This window comes from Acinetobacter sp. UBA5984, from assembly GCF_002429925.1.
GTDB classification, from domain to species: Bacteria; Pseudomonadota; Gammaproteobacteria; order Pseudomonadales; family Moraxellaceae; genus Acinetobacter; species Acinetobacter variabilis.
In genome coordinates this window covers 1-2,798 of sequence record NZ_DJBE01000016.1, presented here as the reverse complement: position 1 = coordinate 2,798, position 2,798 = coordinate 1, and the positions used below count along the sequence as shown (strand labels likewise).

The following is a 2,798-nucleotide window of genomic DNA, read 5'->3' as shown; positions in this document are numbered from 1 at the left end:
CTCCTGTGATCTTCCGCCAATTATCATATCATCACTGTAGAGCCTTTCAGCAGCCAATATTTTTCTGTAATACTTAAAAGCTCCAAGCGCTTTTTATTTATAAGCAATGACCGGTTTATTAAAAATATTTTTCCTCAGGTGCATTAAGAGATATAATATTCCCATTGATATTTTCCCTTCATATTTTTATATTTTAACATTCAGAAGAGTTAATCGGTACAGCTATAGACATAATTAAAAAGACTTTAGGTTAACCGATAAGCATAATTAATAAGCTTGATGCAGCGTATATTACGCAAGCCAAAAACACAATAAAAACCATTCGATAAAAAGCGAACTTGTATGATCTTGAAAAAAATAAATTTTATGCATCTTTCATTTTTTTAGTTTCTCTCTCAAGCATTTTTAATGTAAATCCATCCGAAAAATGCAACCAACTAGCGAGCAAGAACATAAATATTTGCGAAAAGGCAATATAGATGTTTGGTTTAAAAATCATCCCAAAATAAAAAAACAAAGATACTATTACTAAAAGAAATCTTTTAGAACTATACCAACTAAAGCTACTGTCATTAACTCTCTGCTTCATTTTTGAAATGGACCGTGAAATTTTTGCAGCATTTTGTCCAAGTATAATTGATGCAGCAAGACTCCAATCAGAAGAATATATAATGTCACGTAGTGGGCCAAAATACACCTTAACTAATATTAAAACAATAAAAGGGACGCATATATACAAATACTCAGCTTTTAAATCCGAGATAAAACTTCTTTTATCTACTGTACTAAGCTGGTATTTCAATTTGCTCATCACTCCCACCTCTAACGATTTCATCAATCTTTGTAATTTTAACGTTTCTTACTTCTGCCATTTTCCGCTTATCATAAGGCTTATAAAGATCATAATTGAACTCTGCTAATAGAGTATCTTTCGGGCCAATTGGTGGGATTAAACCTAGTTGATAATTTTTTATCCAATCCTTAACGAGAATCCTTGCTGTAAACGTTTTATTCATACTTGCGCTTTTGAAAGTCCACAGTTGCTTACCTTCATTTATAGCAATTTTTACATATAAATAGTCCCTAACAGTAACTGTTTCTTTCACTCCTAAAAACATCGTTGAAACATCGCCTGTGAGCCTCCAGGTTGTATTAATAATCTGCGAGTAATTACTAGCACCAAACTCTACAGTTTCATCTTTGAGAATAAGGTTATTAGCTTTGGATACCGTTCCCAGCATATGAGTCAAAGCCTTACGATCTATATGAGAGTCAATATCGTTTCCTAAACCATCCTGAATTAATTCTTCTTCTAAATTTGCAGCCAATTGATCAATTTGATCTTCAGTATCTACTTCATCAGTTTCAATTAATTGTTCGAATAACCTTGCCCCTGCGGAGGCCACTCTATTAATAAATAAATCATTTATTATTCCTGGCGCCTGAGATAACTTAGCCTTAATAGATGAAATCTGAACTTCTTCGAGGTTGAATTTAAATTCTTGCTTTATATCGATAGATTTAGCTAATATTTGTCCAAATTGCTCATAAGCAGCGATATACAAGCTCATAGCTTCAAAAAGTTGGCTCGGATTAGGCCTATCCTTTTTATAATCTATTTTGATAAAAACATTCGAATCCATGACTTACCTCGTTGATTGATATATAAATTATCTACTGGCTAGCTTTCATCAATTGACGATATCAGTCTTACAAAGTGCTAATTCTCTTGTGTAAGACAATATCTGATTAGAATTCATACTTCAACAAAACACTGTATAAAAAATCAGTGATTCATTCCTGGCATTTTATTTCTTTTATAAACAATTAGTTAATCGCTTTTAATCGGGCTATGCAAGCCTCTTTAACCCACTTACTAAAATTCCCTTTCCCCGCCGCTTTCTCAATTTGTTCCAGAAGCTCATCCTCGAACCGGATGTTCTTCATCGTGCTTTTGGTGCGGTCAAAATTTGGCTTCTTTTTCTCTTGCATGGTAGGTACCATTTCGGTTAGTTTATCACCACGTGGTACCTACCACATGGATTCAGATTTCAAACAACGCCCGGTAGTGTTCTAGCACTAAAGGACGTCTAACCTCACCAACTATCAAGGAGTTGATTATGGCTGATTCGCATTCTACCCCAGACACCACCGCAACCGGAACTGAGCGTACATTAATTGTGGGATATCGCCCGCAAGGTCGCGATCGCAGTACGCCAAACCTGATCCTGTCCGGCAAATGGCTGCGCGCGGCGGGGTTTGATACCGGGGATAAGGTCACGGTGAAAGTCATGGACGGTTGTATCGTGGTGATGGCGCACAACCCGTATGAGAAGGCGCTGCTCGCGGAGTTAACGCTGGCGCAGCAGAAGCTGAAAGGCATTGAAGGGGCGCTGTCTCTGGCATCATGACCCCGGGTTAAACCGGGTGCGGCATGTTCCCCCTCTCCCCAAAGAGGAGAGGGAGTTAATCGTGCCAGTGTTTTTTTGTGGTGCTCCCTTAGCTCTCAGGGAGAGGGGGCAGAATGTGCGGCTATCAACCGCCATACCGCATATGCAATAACGGAAACGGATTGCCCTGCCCGTCCAGTTCCGACCGCCCGATCTGCACAAACCCCCTGTGCTGATAAAACCCCACCCCCTGCGGGTTTTGCTCGTTAACGTCCACCTCGTTGGCACCGAAATGGTCAATGGCGTACCTCAGTAACAGCGAGCCAACGCCTTTTCCCCGGCTTGCATCGTCAACAAACAGCATTTCAATGCGGTTCTCATCCACCCCCAAAAAGCCGTGAATAGCGC

Annotated in this window: 5 protein-coding genes; 1 reads left to right on the top strand and 4 read right to left on the bottom strand. The window is 39.3% G+C overall.

Annotated elements, in window-relative coordinates:
* Positions 1–364 precede the first annotated feature (364 nt).
* The 3 genes from B3J29_RS03000 to B3J29_RS02990 all read right to left on the bottom strand — a co-directional run bounded on the left by B3J29_RS03000 (position 365) and on the right by B3J29_RS02990 (position 1,992).
* Positions 365–811: a hypothetical protein gene (locus B3J29_RS03000; RefSeq protein WP_286964378.1), complete on the bottom strand. Its 447-nt coding sequence runs from the start codon at positions 809–811 to the stop codon at positions 365–367.
* Entirely contained in the window at positions 786–1,643 is an 858-nt protein-coding gene (locus tag B3J29_RS02995) for a hypothetical protein (protein WP_286964377.1), read from the bottom strand. The genes B3J29_RS03000 and B3J29_RS02995 overlap by 26 nt, the downstream gene beginning before the upstream one ends.
* 184 nt (positions 1,644–1,827) lie before the next feature.
* Complete coding sequence (locus B3J29_RS02990) at positions 1,828–1,992, bottom strand: YlcI/YnfO family protein (RefSeq protein WP_286964376.1); 165 nt, start codon at positions 1,990–1,992, stop codon at positions 1,828–1,830.
* A 128-nt stretch (positions 1,993–2,120) separates the two neighbouring features.
* Here B3J29_RS02990 and B3J29_RS02985 point away from each other — a divergent pair, with 128 nt between their 5' ends.
* Positions 2,121–2,411: a SymE family type I addiction module toxin gene (locus tag B3J29_RS02985; RefSeq protein ID WP_286964375.1), complete on the top strand. Its 291-nt coding sequence runs from the start codon at positions 2,121–2,123 to the stop codon at positions 2,409–2,411.
* Positions 2,412–2,535: 124 nt separating this feature from the next.
* Here B3J29_RS02985 and B3J29_RS02980 read toward each other — a convergent pair.
* The coding region (locus B3J29_RS02980) for a GNAT family N-acetyltransferase (protein ID WP_286964374.1) at positions 2,536–2,798 on the bottom strand (263 nt) is incomplete at its 5' end.